The organism is Phycisphaeraceae bacterium, assembly GCA_019636795.1.
GTDB lineage: Bacteria > Planctomycetota > Phycisphaerae > Phycisphaerales > UBA1924 > JAHBWW01.
In genome coordinates this window covers 369,986-388,210 of the sequence record JAHBWW010000002.1, presented here as the reverse complement: position 1 = coordinate 388,210, position 18,225 = coordinate 369,986, and the positions used below count along the sequence as shown (strand labels likewise).

The following is an 18,225-nucleotide window of genomic DNA, read 5'->3' as shown; positions in this document are numbered from 1 at the left end:
CGTGAAAGCGGCCGGCATGGTTTTTTCGGGCGTCGATACGCTCGTGTGGGACTTTTTTCGACCGGAGTTCTCGGATGGCCAAGAAGAAGGGTGCCGCTCGCGAGTATGTCTGGCTTCAGTGCACCGAGACCGGTGACCTCAACTATCGTACTTCTGTGAATGTCAAGGGCGGCATTCCGGAGGAGTTGAAGGCTGGCATGAACAAGTACTGCCCGAGGCTCAGGAAGCACACGCTGCACAAGATCAAGCGCAAGTGAGCGCGCGAGCCGCACTCCCGAGGCGTCTTGCGGGGGTTCGGTTCGTTTCTGCCCGCTACGCCAGTAGCTCAATTGGCAGAGCAGCGGATTCCAAATCCGCAGGTTGGGGGTTCGAGTCCCTCCTGGCGTGTTCCCGCCGTTGCGTCTTGCAATAGTGCGGATTGTTCGACACGAAACCGGACGGCGAAACCGGCCCGCGGCGTTGCGGAAGGATTGGCATGGCATTCGGGATCTACAAGCAGGGTCAAGGGTACTGGGTACGGACGATGTCGGCGGTGTTCGTCGGCGTTCTGTTCTTTGTGGCTGCGGGGTGGGGCTGGGACCAGGCGCAGGAGATCAGGCTGCCTGCCAAGGCCCATCGTGCCTCGATCACGGTGTTGCGTGGGGCGCCGACGCCTGAGATGATTCTGGTGCTTGAGCGAGCATCGGACGATGGCACAGACGAGCGGATCGGGTCTGCGGTGGTCGGGATGTATACCGCTGCGACGGAACGAACCGGGACGCTGGAGGTACGCAATCTGTCGCTCAAGTCGAGCGATATTTCGGCTGGTTCGGTTCGGGCGGTGCGTTCGGAGGGCGATGAGTTTGCGGCGTCGGTGAGCGGGGTGCAGGCGGTGCCTCTGATACCGGAGTTGTACCTGCAGGCTTCGGTTGCGGGTGTGATCATTCTGTTGGGCACTGGGGTTGTGTTCTGGTTTACGGGTTCGAATCGCAAGACGGTGGAGTTTCTGATTGCGACAGACGGGGAGATGAAGAAAGTCAACTGGTCGACGAAGAAGGAAGTGATCGGCTCGACGCAGGTCGTGATCGTTGCAGCATTCCTGATCGCCACCATTCTGTTCGGGATCGATGTCGTGTTTTCGTACTTCTTCAAGTTGGTCGGCGTACTGGAATCCTGAGATTCCTGCGGGGACTGGGCACATGGCAGAACGCAAGAACGAGAATCAGAAGGATGCAATGGCGCTCGACGGACGCCCTGACGAGCGGACGGGGTTGATCGATGAGCAGGAGCCGATGTGCCGGGAGGGCATGAACTGGTTCGTACTGCGTGTTGCGTCGAACAAGGAGAGTTCGGTGCGCGACACGCTGCTGCGCAAGGTGCAGATCGAGTCGATGGAGCACCTGGTGGGGCGGATTCTGGTGCCGACGGAGAAGACGAAGACGATCAAGGGCGGGAAGCAGCGCATTACGGAGACGAAGCTGTATCCGGGATATGTGTTTGTGGAGATGAGGCTCGAAGATGACGGGCGCATTCCGCAGGACGTGTTCTTCCTGATCAAGGAAACGACGGGTGTTGGCGATTTCGTGGGCACAGCCGGGCGTCCGACGCCGATGAAGGAACACGAGATCGAGAAGATGCTGCTTGATTCGCGCAAGCCCGAAGACGAGCCGATGATCAAGCTGGTTTTCGAGAAGGGCGAGCACGTGGTGATTCGCGAGGGGCCTTTCGAGAGTTATGAGGGCACGGTGGACGAGCTGGTTCCCGAGAAGGGGCTGGTCCGCGTGCTGGTGACGATATTTGGTCGCCAGGCACCGATCGAACTCGAAGAGTGGCAGATCGCCAAGGCGGATCAAGCCTGAGGCCAATTGGGCTGCGCCTTGTTAGGCTGAGCCTCGGAACATAGACTCGACACAGGCTCACACGAGCCGTCACCTGCGGTGGACTGTGATGCGTTTGCACCGGTCGCAGTTGTGCTGGCGAGGTGTCAATTGGGCATATCCTCTCTAAAGTCGCGTTGCGGCCTGTGATGGGAGGTGTTTGAGTTATGTCCAAGGATGGCACTGCGTGGACGGATGCTGGGGCTGTGCGTACGAAGCGGAAACGCCGCAAGGTTGTGCTGCTGATTTTGGGGTCGTTTGTGCTGCTGGTCGGCGGACTGGTGGTGTTTGCACCCGCGATCGCGTCGGTCTTCGCGGGTTCGATTGTGGCGTCGAAGGGATCGGAAGCGATTTCGGGATCGATCGATGTGCGTTCGGTGTCGTTGTCGTGGTTTGGGCCTCAGCGTGTGCACGGGCTGCGTGTGCTTGATGGGTCTGGGACGCGAATCGCGGATGTGGATGTCTCGGCCGATGTGGGGCTGATGGCACTCGCGTTTGGCGGGCGTGACCTGGGCACAATCGGGGTGAAGGGTCATGCGATGGTTCGGCGCGATGCAGCGGGGCGGATCAATCTGCTCGATGCCCTGATTGCGCCGTCGGCTGAGATCAAACCAGAGGCGCGACCCGGTGGCGGCGGCGGGGCGGGCACGCCGAAGCAGGCGAGTGTGCCGGCGAAACTGCGTGCGAAATTGAATTTGGATGCGTTGAACGTGACGTACGCGGATCCGGCGATCGAGGCTGCGGGCCTGCGGTATGTGACTTTGTCGCCGATCAAGGGCTCGGGTGCGTTTGCGCCGGGTTCTCCGATCACGCTGAAGTTGGAAAGTTCGCTCGGGAGTGAGGACCGCACTGGGCGAACGGCGGGAGCCGGTGCGATCGGGATGAATGTGTCGATCGCTGATCTGGTCGGCGCTGATGGCGTGGTGGACGATCGCAAGGCGGTGCTTGATGCAACGGTGACGCTCACACGGCTGGATGCGGCGTTGGCCGATGTGCTGCTGGATGTGCCGATGGACTTGTCGCGGGCGTTTGGTTCGCCTGTGTCGGGGACGATTGCGGCAAAGGGGAAGTTTGATGCGCTGGCGATTGATGTCGATGTGAGCGCGCAGCATGTGAAGGTGGCTGGGGCGGTTGATGTGCGAAGTGATGCGATATCGAGTCGCAAGGGGATTCGCGCGAGCCTGTCGAAGGAAGCGCTAGAGGCGATTGATCGGGCGTGGCTGACGGAGGTGACGGCGGGGTCGCTCGATGTGCAGGCGATGCCTGGCGTGACGATCGAGGTATCGGAGTTTGTGTATCCGCTTGCGCCAGCGTCGCTGGGTTTTGCGGGAGTCAGGGCTCAGGTGGACGTGACGCCGATGGAGGCGGTGGTGCGGTTTGGGGAGGATGAGGCTTCGGTGCGGCGTGTGTCGACGAGTGCGCTACTGCTGAAACTGGAATCGGCAACGCTGGCTGAGAGTGCGCGGGCGACGGGAAGCGTGGGCTTCGAAGTGAATGGGCGTGCGGGCGGGCAGCTGAATCTGGATCTGTTGGCGAATGGGCTGGTGGATGACCGTGGGATTCTGCGCGAGGATGGCTTGCAGGGTGTGACGGGGTCGATGGCGGTGACTGGCGTGGATACGGCGGTGCTCCAGCCGTTTGTGGCTGCGAGTGGTGTGAATCTGCAACAGGAGGTTGGCCCCACGCTGACGGTGCGTGGCGATGTCGGGCGGGTGATGGAGGGAGTGTCACGTTTTGCAGGACTCGTTGAATCGACCAACGTGAACGGCGAGATTCACTTGCTTCTGGAAGGTTCGACGCTGCGTTCGGATGACCCGGCGGGTGAGTTGCGCATCGGGACGCTTGGTCCTTTGCTGACGAGGCTGTTTGAGGCTTCGGGCGTGGTGGTGGAACAGGGCGGGAGCGTCGAGGCTCATTTGCAGCATCTACTGGTGAATGTTGAATCGATGTTGGCTGGCGCGACGGTGGGTCCGACCGATGTTGAAGTGCGTGCTGAGGTCATGCTTGGGCCGACATCGGGAACGATGCTTGTTGATGGGCGGCGTGTTTCGTACGCGATCAACCAGGTCGGCGCGCTCATGGAGTTTGCGGGGCCTGCGCGGGCGGCGCGGATCCGCAGTGTGGCATCGGGGAAGTTCGACGGTCAACCGGCGGGTCAGGCTGCGGCGGAGTTTCGCATTGACGGGGTGGTTGGGAATGAGGGTGGATGGAGTTTTGGTTTCCCGTCGGCGGTTGTGGGGCGCGCCGAGTTGGTGGGGGTTTCGACAGCGATTGCGGAGCCATTCCTGAGGGCTTCGGGTGTGGATGCTGGCGCGCTGGTTGGGCCGACGGTGGATCTGGAGTTGGAAGCGGCCTCGCTGGGCGGCGGGACGACGCAGATCAAGTTAGGGTTGACGTCGGAGCGTTTGCTTGCGGACGGGGCGTTTTTGCTGCGGGAAGAGGCGGTATCGCTGGATCCGGCAGGGTTCACGCTGTCGCATGCGGGGCTTGGTGAGCTTCTGGGTTCGATGGTGGATCTTGGTGAGCAGGCGTCGATTCGGCGTGAGGGCGGTTCGCTCGAGTTTTCGCTGAGTCGATTTGTGCTGCCACTGGATAGAGCAACACGGCAGCCTCTGATCGAGAGACTGGATCTGGCGTCGCGTGTGGCGGTGCGGACGGTGTTTGTGGATCTTCCGGGCGTTGAGCAGCGCATGGCACCGGAGTTGAGGCAGATTGTGCTCAACACGCGCGTGCGGCCTGGGGAAGTGTTCAAGACCGACATCACAGCAGTGCTGTACAACGAGCGGCAGCAGATTCGCGGAGCGGGCGAGATCGAGGTGCCGGGGCTGATGGCGGCGCTGGGCGGCGGCGAGTGGGCGGTGCCGGCGTTGTCGCCGCGAGGGAAGGTTTCGTTTGCGGAGATTCCGGCGTCGTTGCTTGCGCAGTTGATTCGGCTCGGCAACATCGAGGGCATTGATGCCAATGCGCTGGCTGCGGATATCGCAGGCGCGAACTTTTCGGTGAATGCGACGGTTGAATCAAGCGCGGTGACGGTTGCGGCGGTGAGTGCCAAGGGCGAGCGGCTGGACCTGAATGCCAAGGCGACGATGAGTGATAAGCCCATCGAAGCGGAGTTCGGGGCGGAAGTGCGACTCTCGCGGCCAAGTATGGAGCAGGTCATGCGCGCGTTTCTGCCTGAGATGGCGGATACGGTGCGTGTTTCGGGGGCTACTGCGCTGCGGGCGCAGGGAACGCTGAAGAACGGCCGCGAGGTTGATCTGACGGCGTCAACTTCGGCATTGACGCTCGAAGGGCTCGATGCGTCGGCGTTGCGTGTGACGACGAATGCGAAGACGAGGCTTGTGCTGCGCGAGGCTGACGATACGACTTCGGCGATGCCGATCACGGTCAATGCACAATCGACGATCGAGAACGCGGAGCGAGCCAGGATCGGCGAGATTCGAGCGGATGTGGCGACAACGATCGGGGCCGAGGTTGCGGGGCCGGTGCGCGGAAATGTGGTGGCGACGGGGCTTCGGACAGCGTGGGCGGATCGGTTGCTTGGTTCGGATGATTTGTATCAGGGATTGCTTGGCGACACAGTGGGGGTGAATGCGGAAGCATCGGTCGATGCTGCGACCGAGTCGACGAAAGTGGTGGCGACATTTACGGCTCCGGCGCTGCGCGAGATGTCGGCGGTTCATGCGACGATGCGTTCGGGCGCGATTGTGCTCGATAGGCCTGTGACGGCGAAGTGGCGTGGAGATGAGCGGTGGATCTCGCGGCGTTTTGCGCAATCGATGGGCGACAAGGCACCGAGTGTGACGGGGGGCGTTGAGCTGGATCTGGATGTAAGGCAGTTGTCGCTGCCTTCGAGCGAGCGGGCGGTGGAGGGAATCGGGTTTGCGGTCGATATGGTTGCGCGTGTGCCACAGTTTGACGTGGTGCTTCCGGGCGGACAGAAGCGGGCATTCCGGCGCTTGCTGGTGACGGCCAAGTCGGATCGGCCGGGCACGATGGTCGATGCGGAAGTTTCGGCCGACGTGCAACTGGATGCGGCGAATGCGGCGCGTGCGGTCGATCTGAAGGCGCAGGTGATGAGCCTTGCGCAAGGCGGGGTGCTGACGCCGGACAAGGCGTACTTGAATGCAAATGGATCAATACGGCACATTCCAACCTCACTGGTTGATGCTCTTTCGGGGATGAACGGGTGGCTGACGGAGATGCTCGGGAACGAGATTCAGGGCGAGCTAGCGGTGGTGCGAGCGCCGCTTGAGGGCGGCACAATTTCGCTCGAGGCTCGGACGCCTACCGCGAGCACCAAGATCACCGGGTCGTTCAGGGATGACCGGGCTGATGGAGTCCTGGAGAACGGGTTCCTTGTGATCGATAGTGGGAGTTACATGCAGTTGTCGGAGATTCGGCAGGCGTTTTCGAAGCGCGTGTTTGGGGTGGTGCCGATTTTTGCGGGGGTGGAGAAGAGGGACGGGGCGCAGGCTCCGTCGCGGATCGATATTTCTTCGGCGAGGATTCCGATGAGCGGGGCGATCGAGGATATGGCCTTTGTGCTCAAGGCATCGCCGGGGTCATTGCGGTACACACTTGGCGGCCCGATCGAGGGAGCGTTGAAGTTGACTGGTCAGCGGGCGCTTGGGGAGATCGGGGGGGATATCAGTCCGTTTGATGTTTCGATGGCCAAGGGGGTGGTGAATTATGACAATCTGGCGGTGCCGCTGGGCGAGTTCACGTTTACGAGTCGTGGCGATATTGATGTGGTCAAGCAGCGCAAGAACTTGCTGGTGATGATGCCGGCGGGGGCGTTTGCGGTGGAAGCGTTTGGGATCACCGGGTTGGCCCGGGAGTTCATCAATGGGAATGTGATGGTGCCGATGACGAATGCGGGGGCTTTGGATGCGTCGCGGTGGACGCCGGACTTTTCGAAGGCGACCGGGGATCTGTTCAAGCCTGAGCGGCTGCTGGATGATGCTGTGAAGCGTGGGATCCAGGATCTGCTTCGGGGGAACCGTGGTGGCGGGAGTGGTGGTGGGGGCGGCTGATCGCACTGGGATCAGGCGGTGAGGGAAGTGCGTGCCTGGTTATCAGGAAGCGATGTCAAGAGAGGAAGCGATGTCATCGTGTGGGATGTGGTGTGGTGTGGAATGTGTGGGACAAAAAGGAGAACCCCTCGATTTTTGAGGTCGAGGGGTTCAAGCGTCGGCGATGACCTACTTTCCCGCTGAACAGTATCATCGGCGGCTCAGGCTTAACTGCTGTGTTCGGAATGGGAACAGGTGTTTCTCCGAGCCTATGGTCACCGACAATCGCCGGTGTCGCGGGTGAGCGACAGCGGCGTGATGTGCCGGAATGAACGAGTGGGAGCGTTGGCTTTTGTTGGGCCGGTGCTCATTGTTTGTATCTCTAGACGTGTGCTGCGACGTCTGGTAGGAGTGATCAGACCTTCGACCGTTAGTACCGCTCCGCTGAAGGCCTCTCAGCCCTTGCACGTGCGGCCTATCAACCCGGTGGTCTACCGGGGGTCTTTCGTCAAAAGACAACCAGACCTCATCTCAAGGGGGGCTTCCCGCTTAGATGCTTTCAGCGGTTATCCCTGCCCAACGTAGCTACCCTGCGATGCACCGAGCGGCGCAACAGGATCACCAGGGGTTGGTCCAACCCAGTCCTCTCGTACTAGGGTTGACTCCTTTCAAGTCTGGCGCGCCCACAACAGATAGGGACCGACCTGGCTCACGCCGGTCTGAACCCAGCTCGCGTACCGCTTTAATAGGCGAACAGCCTAACCCTTGGGACCGCCTTCAGCCCCAGGATGCGATGAGCCGACATCGAGGTGCCAAACCGCTCCGCCGCTATGGACGCTCGGGAGCGATAAGCCTGTTATCCCCGGGGTACCTTTTATCCGTTGAGCTACGCCCCTTCCACACGGGAGCGCAGGATCACTAAGGCCTACTTTCGTAACTGCTCGTCCCGTCGGACTCGCAGTAAAGCCGGCTTATGCCTTTACACTCTACAACGCGGTTTCCATCCGCGCTGAGCCGACCTTTGCACTCCTCCGTTACTCTTTCGGAGGAGACCGCCCCAGTCAAACTACCCAGCACCCACTGTCCCCTGCCCGGTTTCACGGGAATCAAGGTTAGGCCACAAACTCACGAAGGGTGGTATTTCACCTGTGGCTCCACGAAGGCCTAAACCTCCGCTTCAAAGCCTCCCACCTATGCTACGCATCATGTGCTCGTGACCAATAGAAGCCTGCAGTAAAGGTCCACGGGGTCTTTCCGTCTTGCTGCGGGTAGGCGGCATCTTCACCGCCACTACTATTTCACCGAGTCGGTCGTGGAGACAGTGCTCCGGTGATTACGCTATTCATGCGCGTCGGAACTTACCCGACAAGGAACTTCGCTACCTTAGGACCGTCATAGTTACGGCCGCCATTGACCGGTGCTTGGGTTCCGAGCTTCGCCGAAGCTGACCCGGTTCCGTGACATTCCGGCATTGGGCAAGCGTCACACTGTATACATCCTCTTCCGAGTTAGCACAGTGCTGTGTTTTTGATAAACAGTTCCCAGAGCCTTTTCTCTGCGCCCCAAAGGGCCCCCTTCTTGCGAACGTACGGGGTGATTTTGCCTAGTTCCTTCACGACCGTTCTCTCGAGCGCCTGAGGCTATTCGCCTCGTCCACCTGTGTCAGTTTTGGTACGGGACCCACTTTGCCCACACGACTTTTCTGGGAACTCCCGCCATCAGCATCGGCCTAGACCTCGCAACTTGTTGCTTTCGCTGACTTAAAGAATCCGCATCGTGCTTTGATCACCATGGGTGTGCAGGAATATTAACCTGCTGGCCATCGACTACGCCTTTCGGCCTCGCCTTAGGACCCGACTAACCCTGGGCGGATTTACCTTCCCCAGGAAACCTTGGACTTACGGCGACAGGGATTCTCACCCTGTTTATCGTTACTCAAGCCCGCATATTCACTTCCACGCGCTCCAACTGCCCTTACGGACAATCTTCACCGCCCGTGGAACGCTCGCCTACCACGCTTTCGCGTCCGCAGCTTCGGTTCTTGGCTTATTCCCGATCATTATCGGCGCCAGACTCCTCGACCAGTGAGCTATTACGCACTCTTTAAATGATGGCTGCTTCTAAGCCAACATCCTGGTTGTCATGGCAATCTGACTTCCTTTCGAACTGAGCCAAGATTGGGGACCTTAGCTGGCGGTCTGGATTATTCTCCTTTTGACTACGGATATTATCACTCGCAGTCTATCTCCCAGGACTCGGCCATCGGTATTCGGAGTTTGGTTGGACGGGGTACCCGGGTAGGGCCCACCATCCATCCAGTCGCTCTACCCCCGACGGTTGCACCCTGAGGCTAACCCTAAAGTTATTTCGGCGAGAACAAGCTATCTCCCAGTTTGATTAGACTTTAACTCCTCCCCACAGCTCATCTCATGTCTTTTCAACGACAACGAGTTCATGCCTCCAGAGGGTTTTACCCCTCCTTCACACTGGCCATGGGTAGATCACATAGGTTTCGTGTCTAGTCCCTGCGACTGAACGCCCTGTTCAGACTCGCTTTCGCTCCGCCTCCGGCCCGGTAGGCCTTAGGCTCGCCACAGAGACTAACTCGCGGGCTCATTATGCAAAAAGCACGCCGTCACCCCGAAGGGCTCCGACCGCTTGTAAGCACACGGTTTCAGGTACTCTTTCACCCCGCTCATGGCGGTGCTTTTCAACTTTCAATCACTTTACTGTTTCGCTATCGGTCGTCAAGTAGTACTTAGCCTTGGAGGGTGGACCCCCCATCTTCAACCCGGGTTCCACGAGCCCGAGCCTACTCTAGGGCTGTGTCGAATCACATGATTACAGGGCTTTCACCTTCTTCGGCCGCGCATTCCAACGCGCTCGTCATGCTATCGACTATCCGCTTTCGCTCGCCGCTACTCACGGAGTCGCTGTTGCTTTCCTTTCCTCCGGGTACTGAGATGTTTCAGTTCCCCGGGTTCGCTTCGCGCACCTATGCATTCAGTGCGTGATACCTCTTGCGAGGTGGGTTTCCCCATTCGGACATTCCAGGATCACAGTTCGCTTCCAACTCCCCTGGACTTTTCGCAGGTTGCCACGTCCTTCATCGCCTCTTGACGCCAAGTCATCCACCGTGTGCCCTTACTGGCCTGATCACACCTACCGGAAGTCGCAACACGACTGCCGACGATATGTACCAGCCAACTGCGACTTTGCTGTCGCAATCGGGTCCGGAGCAGGCACGCTCCGAACGCTCGCCGCACGCATCTCGAGATACTCAATCAATCGTCCCCTCCAATAGTGAGAAGGAAGGGGACGCCACTCGTTCATATCCAGTTGTCAAAGAGCGTTGGGCGTTGCTCAGGATCACCCTGAACGTGCCCGATTTGCCTTTCGAAGCGGCGTGTTTTCAAGCCGATTCGAGAGGCGGGGGGATACTATCCGCCAACTCGCCCACGTCAAGCCTCAGGCCTCCGAAATCGGGATCTGAGGCTTTCTTTTTGCGATGTGCACGAATCATTACGGGTTGACCCCAGGTACGGCGATGGCTGACGGGAGGATCTTGCGTCCAAAACGATCGCGGGGCGGTATCGTCGCGCTTAGAGCTGCGGTTACGAGGAAGGTGAATGGCGGGCTCGACTTGCGGGTTATTCGTCAGCGGCGGAGGGGGAGCCGAGGATGTATGAGGCCCGAACCAAGCCATAGGAAGGCCCTGAGCGGTCCAGATCGGGGCGGCGGCGTTCGATCAATCCGCCTTCGCTCTGGAAGTAGGCGTAAAAGATTGGGCGTGCCTGCTCGATGCCCCCGGTGCCTGTTCCCTGGAGGGTAATAGGGAGTTTGACAACTTCGAGGAGCATGGAGTCGATGGAGATGGTGATGCGTTGGGGGGCCTCGGTGACGCCATCGGGGAGGGCTTCGGAGACGTCAATGGGGTTTCCGGTTGCGGGGGTCTGAGTTTGAGTTGGTACGCGATCGTCCGGGACGGATTGTCGTCCGGGAATGCGGTCGCTGGGGATGCGGTCGCCAGGGATGAAGATGTCTGATGGTTCCTGCCAGTCGCGGCCCGGGTTGAGTCCGGGGGTGCCGGTCTGGCGTGTGCCGGTGTTGGGGTTGAGGCCTAAGAGGGTGTAGGCGTCCTGTCTGGTGACTTTCTGAGTGTCGAAGAGGTAGAGGCCTGTGGGGACGCGAACATCGGTCATGACGGTATCGCCTGGCCTGAGAGTCATGGTTCCGCGGCGGTAGTGGCCGTAGTACATGTGGTAGACCTCGGCGGAGACGTTTGCGTCGCCGCTGCCGATTGCGGCACCGATGCCCTGCTGGCGTGCCATGGCCTCGTCGGCGGCGGCCATGAAGACGTAGGTCTGTTCACCGACGAGGATTGGCTCGGACCAGTTGGACCATGAGCCGAGGGCGTATGGCTGGCGTGCGAGATTCATGTTGTCGCCGGCAGCGGCGTCGAGCGAGGTTTCCTTGCCATAGATTGGGTTGTTGAGTTTGACGCGCAGTCGATAGCGATAGACCCCTCCCGGTTCAACGTTGAGATCGTGAATCCAGACTTTGAAGGATTCGGCGTTGAGCAGGTCGAGGCGAGATGCGAAATCCTGAGTCGGATCGGGTTGTGTTGGCTGATTGTCAGCGGTGGTGACCGGGAAGCCCATCTTCGCAAGTTCGCTTTCGACATCATTGAGTTGGCTTTGAGCGTTTTCGATGCGGCGGGTGAGGTTTGCAACGCGGCGCTGTTCGGCCTGCTGATCGCGTTCGGGGCTGGTGCGTTGTGAGGGCTCGCGTCCGGTGGAGGGGGATCTTCCGCCGGGGGAGACGAATGGCGCGGTGGAGCGATCGGGGGTGGTGGAGCGTGGCTGCTGCTGGCGATTGGGGTCGAGTTCGCCTTCGAGGCGGCGAATGTCGGCGAGGAGTTGCCGCCGCTTGAAGCGCAAGCGATCGACGCCGGTCATGTTCATGAGTTGCGAATCGCGTGGAATGGCGCGGCTGGGCTCGGCCCACTCGGGCCCGGCGATCTGCGGGACGAATGGAGGCTGAACAATTTCGCGCACGAGCGATGTGGCTTGAGAGACCATTTCGCGCAGTTGAATGGGGGAAGGTTCGGCGGTGAGATTCATGCGTTGAAGCAGGTCGATGGAGCCGGGGAAACGATCGACGATCTTGGCGGGGCTCCATGCACCGTCGGGGAGTTGTTGCTGGCGTTCGGCGACGATGTCGAGGACTGCGACGCCGCTGCGCCACCATGTTGCGGGAATCGGGCGGTGTGTTCCATCGCCGGTGCGGAGGAGGTCGGCGAGTTTGGCGCCTTCGAGCGAGGCCTCGACGGTGACGCCGACGATATCGTAGGGTTGCAGGGCCGGGAGGTAAGCGGCGTATTCGGGTGCTTCGTCGATAATGTACGGGTCTGCGGTGACCCATGTGCTGTAGCCGAGGAGTTGCTGTGGGACTGGCGCTGGCATGGGCATGATTGGCCCGGAGATGAGTTGTGCGGTCTCGGTTTCGCCACCGATGGTTACGCCGACACCGAGTGGGATGGGGAGTGATCTCGGGAGGGTTGAGCCGTTGGCGAGGGCTTGCTGATATTCGCGGACGAGATCGGGGGTATTGAGATCAGGGAGTGCGGGGTTTTCATTCCTGACAGCGGCGCGGAGGGTGTTGACTTCGCGATCGAGTTCTGCGAAGACCTTGTCGGGGCTGACTTTTCGTCCGCCACCGATGTCGACGTGATTGGGTTCGAGGACGAACTGTGCGGAGACGACGCCCAGGAGGACGGCGACCATGACGCCGAGGACGATCTTCTCGACATGCTGTTCGATTGTGCTGATTCCCTTGAGTTTCATCGTCGGATCCCCTGGGTCAATGGGCGTTGGTGCGGTGTAATCAGTCAGTGATGCCGAATGCGGTACGGACGGCGTCGGGCATGAAGTTTCGTGTCCAGTCGCGGAGCCAGACGGTTTCGACTTCGATGGTGGCGCGCACGACATGCTCGTCGCCATAGAAGAATCCGTCGCGCAGGTCGTTGTACACGTCGATGCGTTCGATATCCAGATCGGTGACGGTCATGAGATTTGTGGTCTTGATTGCATTGAGGAATACGGGAAGGCGTTCGCTCGAAGCAATGACGACGATGCGAGCGTGGCGGATATCGAAGACGCTGGAACCTGAGCGGCCGGTGAGGGTGACGCGTGGGGCGGTGAGTTCGCCTCCTGCGGCGGGTTGCGAGCCGCGCATGTCGCCGAAACCTCCCATCATGTCCATGCCGGCATCGGCGCCCATGTCGCCGAGGGATTGGGCCCTGGGCATGTTGAAGGCGTCGATGGAGATCGACTCGACGCGTTTGACAACAGAGAGGCGGACTGGGGTTGCGTCGCCGGTCTGGTCGCGGTTGGCGCGAGCGACGGCTCGAAGGAGGTCCGAGACGATCCAGTAATCCCACTGCCAGATGTAGGCTTCTTCGACGGTGGGGCGTTCGGGGATTGCGGCAAGGAATGGCGAGGTGGGGCGTGCGTCGGATGATCCGGGGCGCTGGCCGGGGGCTTGACCGAGTTGTTGAGGGGCAAAGAGGCTGGCTGACGAGCCATAGAAGGAGAACTGCTCGGCGTGTCTGCGATACTCGCTGAGGCGTCGATCGACAAGTTGCTTGCTGAGTGTGTCGCGTGCTTCAGGAGTGACTCGTCCGCCGGGGGCGCGGTTTTGAATGGCGTCGAGTTCGCGGGTTTCATAGTCGGCGACGGCGCGTGCGACAGACTGGCGTGAGGGTGGCATGCCGGCGCCGAAGCGTTCGAAGAGTGTGTCGTAGGCCGATCGGCCGCTGGCACCGCGACCCTGTCCGGTGATGGCTCGTGCGAGGTCGACCGCTGCGCGGCGGCCGACGGTGCGGTCATCGGATCGACGCGGGGGTGGGAAGGTGTCGATGAGGGGACCGTGCTCGGCGCGATTGAGTGTGAGTGTGGCGGCGGCGACGCGCTCGGCCTGAGCAAGGCGTGCCTCGCGCTGTTCGGCGTACCAGGTGGTGACGAAGTCGTTGGGCGGGCGAGACTCGCTCAGAGCGGCATCGGACTCGCTGGCGCTGATGCGAGGGAGTTTGTAATCGACTTTGGCTGCGCGGTTGATGCGGGACTTTTCATCATTGAAGGCTTTGGTCTGGCGTTCGCGCAGATCCTTGTTGAGTTTGCCACTGATGATGAAGGCTGTGGGCAGCATCGCGAGCATGAGCACGCTGAGTGCAACAATCAGAATGCGGGCCTTGATCCATGCGAGAACGTTTTTCATGATTGACCTCCGCCGGGCATCGGGTCGAGCACCGCGTAGAAGACGAGTGTGAACTGGCTGGTGTATCTGGGAATTTCATTGGGTTGCGGAGCGATGGGGGCGACGCGCTCGAGGTCGATGTCCGTCCTCTGGCCTGGGTCTGGGTTGCCGCGGTCGTCGATCATGAACTGATCGGGCGCATTGACCGGCCTGCGAGCGTCGGGGATCATTTCGGTCGGGATGCCCTGACTGCCGGGGAACGGTGAACGCGGTCCTGGCTGGAACCCGGTCTGAGGGGCGGTTGTGATGCGATCAAACCGGCCTGGTTCTTCGACGGCGACGATGGTGTATGGCACGCCATTGCGGGTCTTGTTTGCGGCGAGCCATTGCTCGATGACTTCGATTTCGAAGTCCTGTGGAGCCGGGTGTGTGGTGTTCAAGACAACCTGAACACGTACGCGGCGAAGTGATTTGACCTCGTCGGGTTCGTCGGATTGGGCGGTCTGGCTTGGAGCTGCGGAGCGGCCGGGAATGGCTTGCGGCATGATGCTCCATTCGTCGCCTCCCATGTAGTCCATGCCCGGTTCGTTCCATCCGCCGCCCATGTCGGAAGAGCCGGCTGCGCCTTCTGGGGCGCGGTAATCGGTGGTGATGCGATCGAGGTGGAAGAGAAGTTGACCTGCGGGGAGTTCGGCGCGGGCGGCTTCGTGTGCGCGAGCGATGATCTGACCGACATCGGAGACGATGTGGCCGTAGACCTCGCTGGCATCGAAAAGCCCGATCATCTGCTCAGCAGCGGCTGCCTCTCCTTCGGAGGTTAGAACTCCGGCGTTCATAGCGCGGCTTTTTGCTCCATCGGCTTCGCGAATCGCGGCATCGAACTGGGTTGGGGTTCCTGCGGCGGTGATGGCGTTGTTGTCCATGACGGGACGGATGAACATCGCGGCGCTTGCAGCGGCGGCGACGGCTGCGGCCGCGCCGAACCATGCGACCTTGCGCTTCCACATGGCGTTGCGGATCATCTTGACGGGCATGAGGTTGGCTTCGAGGGTGGCGATTCCGAGTCCTTGAAGCGCCAGGCCATAGGCGGTTGCGAGGTTGAGTGAAGCGGTCTGGAACTCACCGGCGCGTGGGCCATCGACATTGATGCGTTTGAACTGTTCGAGGCGGTAGACATCGATCTGGAGTTGCTGCTTGAGGAACTTGCGCAGTCCTGGGAGGCGGAAGGTGGCGCCGATGCCGATGAGTCGCTTGAGATCGGCCTGAGGATGAAGGGACTGGTAGTAGCCGATGGATCGCTGGACTTCCTGCACGAGGTCGGTAAAGACGGGGCGCATGGCCTGGAAGACGTGGCGTGCGTGCTTGGTCTGCTCGGCGTCGCGTTTGAGTTTTTCGGCTTTGGAATAGGGGAGTTTGAACTGCTCGACGAGGGCTTCGGTGAACTGATGCCCGCCGATGGGGAAGGTGCGGACCCAGACGCGGCCTGAGTGGGCAATGACGAGGTCGGTGGCTTGGGTTCCGATGTCGAGGAGGATGGTGCCGACGGTGTTCTCGGTGAACTCGAGGTCGTAGGCGAACGAGTTGTACGCGGCGATGGGGCTGAGTGTGGCGACATCTGGGGTGATGCCGACGTCGGCCAGGAGATTGAGGCGTTCCATCATGCGTTGGCGTGTGATGGCGAAGATGCCGACTTCGACTTCGGGCGAGTCGGGGCTGACGAATGTCTGGTAGTCCCACTCGACATCGGCAAGGGGGAACGGGATCTGCTGAACGGCTTCGAACTTGACAATGTCAGGAACTTTCTTGGCTTCGACTGGAGGGAGTTTGGCAAAGCGTGCGAAACTCTGATGCCCGGGGAGCGAGACGGCGATGCGCGAGTTGGAGAGATCGTGGCGGCTGACGAGCGTTCCGACGGCGACGCGCAGGGCGTCGTCGAGGTCGAGTTCGGGCGTGGTGAGAACTTTGGCGTGGTCGTAGGAAAGGAAGTCGAGAACCTTGATCGAGTCGCCGTCAGCCTGCAACTTGATGGCGCGGATGCCGCCTGATCCGACCTCGATGCCCCAACTGGTGTTTGACGTTGCCATGTGAATCCTCGAATTGCTGTGTGCACCGAATCCCTGACCGTGCTGATGCAGGGGCGATCGTACCCGGGTTTCGGGCTTCTCGCACGCCTGGACCCTAAGAGGATACGAGAAGGTATCGGGTCAGTTCCGGGGGCGGATGCGCCTGTGACAGAGACGTGACATGCCGGTGATGGCCAAGCATCATGGACGTGCAACGCGATCGGCCAGCAGGGACCCGCCGACCAGGACGCCTGAGAACAGAGCCAGGACCCAGAGGAGATTGGCGGGTACTTTCAGCGCGATCCAGTGCGGCGGCAGGCTGTAGGCGCAGGCGTGGTACCCCAGGAGCATCAGACTGAAGCCTAATGCGAGGCGAGTGGGAACGGAGAGTCCCAAGATTGACGGTGCAGGCGCGTTCGAGGTTTCGTCGTCGGAGACCCCACGGGTTCGGCCACATCGCAAGAGGTACATGCCCAAGCCGATGATGAAGATTCCCAGTGCCGCACCGGCGATCTGCCAGAGGTCGAGCACGCGACTACTCCATTGTGAGGGCAGCGTGGCTGACCAGACTTGCGCCTTGCTGGTCCATGGCGGCGGCGTAGCTGAGAACTTCGATGGTTTGGGGCTCGATGATCTTTATGGCAGCGACGATGCAGCCTGTGGAGCACCAGCGGGTGGGGTTTTGCTGCCACGCCATTGAGGCTATGAGGTCGTCGGCCTTACCTTGTTTGATCAGTGAGAGCATTTCCTGATCGTGCTGGGCCACACGGTTGCGAAACTCGACGGGTTCACCCTCGTCACCGGCGAGCACCTGACGATCTCCAAACGCGGGCCCGACATGGCTGAGGTCGGCAGAGGCGACGATGAGGGTTTTGCCGGGAAGTGTGGCGAGAGCGTTCTTCATGGCGGCGATGAAGGGGTCGAGGGCGAGGCCCTGGCCGTCGTAAGAGTCACCATTGTTGACTGCGGGGTCGTGAATAAGGGCTCCGAAGACTGTGCAGAAGTTGCCCTGGTCGTCTTTGCCGAGGCAGTGCTGGATCCAGGGAATCTGGAGTTCGATGGAGTGCTCGCGTTCGTGGTCGAAGCGGTTTTCGAAGAGTTTTTCGGTGTCTGAAGGGCCGAGGGCGCTGCGGAGGGCGGCGATGAGTTGCTGATCGACTTCGCAGGTTCCGAGGGGACTTGCAAAGCCTTTGTCGCAGCCGCAGACGCCGGTGGACTGGCCGAAGTGGTTGGTGCCAAGGATGATGACGCGGTCGGGGCGGTCGGTGACGCGGAGGCGTCCCCAGACGGAGCCATAGTTGATCCACCCCCTGGGGTAGTCGATGTGGGGCGCGACGATGGCGCGGGGGAGGCGGTCGAGGCTGGGGTTTGGAGCTTTGGCGAGGGCCTGATCGATCCATTGGTCCATGGCTTCGCGGAGTTTGTCGGTCGAGGCGGCGATGCGGGCTTCTTCGGTGGAATCTTCTCCAAGTTCTTGTGCGGCAAGGGCTTCAGCGAACTGGGCCGAAGCGCCAGGCGGGAGGTGATCGACGCTGTCGAAGTCCTGTTTCATGCGAACGAGGAGGGCGTCGAAGGTTGGGCCGAAGAGGAGGCCTGCCCCGTCGAGTTGTGCGACGAGGTTGTGGAGGAACTCGTCGTTGAGGCCTCGTCCGACCTCGGTGATGATCTGGGCGGTGGTGCGTGTGCCGTCCATGAGGGGGAGGATGAATTGGGCGGCCGGGAGGGTGGCGATCATGCGATCGGAGATCTGCTGGGCGTCGGCGAGGCCGAGGAGGGGTTGAGTCTTGCCATCGGGGCCCTGGGCCTGGAGGGGAAAGCCTCGGACTTTGCGGAGGCGGGGCTTGTGGTGGTGCGGGAGGGCGGGGTCGAAGGCGACTTGCGGCGCCTGGTCATTCTGATCGGTCATGTGGGCGTTTCCTGGGATACGGTTGATGTGGTTGGAGTGTAGCGCGGCGTGGGCTGGAGGACGGTGGTTGCCTACACTTGTCGGCTGTGCCGGACGCGGGAGGCTTGCGGACGTGCGCATGGAATGGG

The 18,225-nt window shown here is 60.9% G+C and carries 9 protein-coding genes, 1 tRNA gene and 2 rRNA genes; 5 read left to right on the top strand and 7 right to left on the bottom strand.

The window, feature by feature from the left end; translation table 11 throughout:
- Positions 1–74 precede the first annotated feature (74 nt).
- From rpmG to KF757_04810, 5 genes are all read left to right on the top strand, one after another.
- Positions 75–257, top strand: coding sequence for a 50S ribosomal protein L33 (gene rpmG / locus KF757_04830; GenBank protein ID MBX3322294.1), 183 nt, complete (start codon positions 75–77; stop codon positions 255–257).
- A 57-nt stretch (positions 258–314) separates the two neighbouring features.
- A tRNA-Trp gene (locus tag KF757_04825) sits at positions 315–387 on the top strand.
- Positions 388–475: 88 nt separating this feature from the next.
- On the top strand, positions 476–1,156 hold the full coding sequence (gene secE, locus KF757_04820; GenBank protein ID MBX3322293.1) for a preprotein translocase subunit SecE: 681 nt from the start codon (positions 476–478) through the stop codon (positions 1,154–1,156).
- A 22-nt stretch (positions 1,157–1,178) separates the two neighbouring features.
- Positions 1,179–1,838, top strand: coding sequence for a transcription termination/antitermination factor NusG (nusG, locus tag KF757_04815; GenBank protein ID MBX3322292.1), 660 nt, complete (start codon positions 1,179–1,181; stop codon positions 1,836–1,838).
- Positions 1,839–2,023: 185 nt separating this feature from the next.
- Complete coding sequence (locus KF757_04810; protein MBX3322291.1) at positions 2,024–6,892, top strand: hypothetical protein; 4,869 nt, start codon at positions 2,024–2,026, stop codon at positions 6,890–6,892.
- A gap of 155 nt (positions 6,893–7,047) precedes the next feature.
- On the opposite strand, the gene rrf is transcribed toward KF757_04810, so the two are convergent.
- The 7 genes from rrf to amrB all read right to left on the bottom strand — a co-directional run bounded on the left by rrf (position 7,048) and on the right by amrB (position 18,097).
- Positions 7,048–7,154 (bottom strand): 5S ribosomal RNA (rrf, locus tag KF757_04805).
- 128 nt (positions 7,155–7,282) lie between these two features.
- Positions 7,283–10,029: ribosomal RNA gene (locus KF757_04800) — 23S ribosomal RNA — on the bottom strand.
- Between the two features lie 492 nt (positions 10,030–10,521).
- Complete coding sequence (locus KF757_04795; protein MBX3322290.1) at positions 10,522–12,717, bottom strand: hypothetical protein; 2,196 nt, start codon at positions 12,715–12,717, stop codon at positions 10,522–10,524.
- A gap of 40 nt (positions 12,718–12,757) precedes the next feature.
- Positions 12,758–14,149: a hypothetical protein gene (locus tag KF757_04790; protein ID MBX3322289.1), complete on the bottom strand. Its 1,392-nt coding sequence runs from the start codon at positions 14,147–14,149 to the stop codon at positions 12,758–12,760.
- Positions 14,146–16,212 (bottom strand): type IV pilus assembly protein PilM, encoded by a 2,067-nt coding sequence (pilM, locus tag KF757_04785; protein ID MBX3322288.1) that lies wholly within the window; start codon positions 16,210–16,212, stop codon positions 14,146–14,148. Before pilM ends, KF757_04790 begins: the two co-directional genes overlap by 4 nt.
- A gap of 180 nt (positions 16,213–16,392) precedes the next feature.
- Entirely contained in the window at positions 16,393–16,722 is a 330-nt protein-coding gene (locus tag KF757_04780; GenBank protein MBX3322287.1) for a hypothetical protein, read from the bottom strand.
- 4 nt (positions 16,723–16,726) lie between these two features.
- On the bottom strand, positions 16,727–18,097 hold the full coding sequence (amrB, locus tag KF757_04775) for an AmmeMemoRadiSam system protein B (GenBank protein MBX3322286.1): 1,371 nt from the start codon (positions 18,095–18,097) through the stop codon (positions 16,727–16,729).
- Positions 18,098–18,225 lie beyond the last annotated feature (128 nt).

Coding starts and splice junctions, on each gene's coding strand:
- rpmG (MBX3322294.1), top strand. CDS start 75: ATGGCCAAGAAGAAGGGTGCCGCTCGCGAGTATGTCTGGCTTCAGTGC.
- secE (MBX3322293.1), top strand. CDS start 476: ATGGCATTCGGGATCTACAAGCAGGGTCAAGGGTACTGGGTACGGACG.
- nusG (MBX3322292.1), top strand. CDS start 1,179: ATGGCAGAACGCAAGAACGAGAATCAGAAGGATGCAATGGCGCTCGAC.
- KF757_04810 (MBX3322291.1), top strand. CDS start 2,024: ATGTCCAAGGATGGCACTGCGTGGACGGATGCTGGGGCTGTGCGTACG.
- KF757_04795 (MBX3322290.1), bottom strand. CDS start 12,717: ATGAAACTCAAGGGAATCAGCACAATCGAACAGCATGTCGAGAAGATC.
- KF757_04790 (MBX3322289.1), bottom strand. CDS start 14,149: ATGAAAAACGTTCTCGCATGGATCAAGGCCCGCATTCTGATTGTTGCA.
- pilM (MBX3322288.1), bottom strand. CDS start 16,212: ATGGCAACGTCAAACACCAGTTGGGGCATCGAGGTCGGATCAGGCGGC.
- amrB (MBX3322286.1), bottom strand. CDS start 18,097: ATGACCGATCAGAATGACCAGGCGCCGCAAGTCGCCTTCGACCCCGCC.